The organism is Gilvimarinus sp. 1_MG-2023, from assembly GCF_030548285.1.
This window is the reverse complement of the sequence record NZ_JAUOSC010000743.1, coordinates 1-295: the sequence shown is the minus strand read 5'-3', so window position 1 is coordinate 295 and position 295 is coordinate 1. Positions and strand designations below refer to the sequence as shown.

General features: G+C 53.9%; 1 pseudogene. It reads right to left on the bottom strand.

Annotated features, from left to right (window positions below):
* Positions 1-211, bottom strand: a pseudogene (locus Q4563_RS18850) (hypothetical protein); the annotation flags it as partial.
* Positions 212-295: the final 84 nt, after the last annotated feature.

Sequence of the window (295 nt, the reverse complement as noted above, 5' to 3'; positions counted from 1 at the left end):
CAGTCAGGGGGTGCACCTGGGTTTTACGATTCAGGCGCCGAAACGCCGATGAAAAAATAATACGGTCATAATCCTTGTGAAAAGGCGTTCGACCGATATCCAGCGCCAGCCGGGCCTGGGTTTCGCCATAACGCAGCGGCAACAACAATTGCCGCCAGTTCATACTGCTGCCAGCCATTCCCTCAGTGCCACCATCCGCTTGTTTTGCCATCAATTATTCTCTCCTTGCGCCGGGCCAGGCCTCTGGCTGTTCGACGACACCATGCCGTTATGACTGAATTCTGGTCTTTTAACC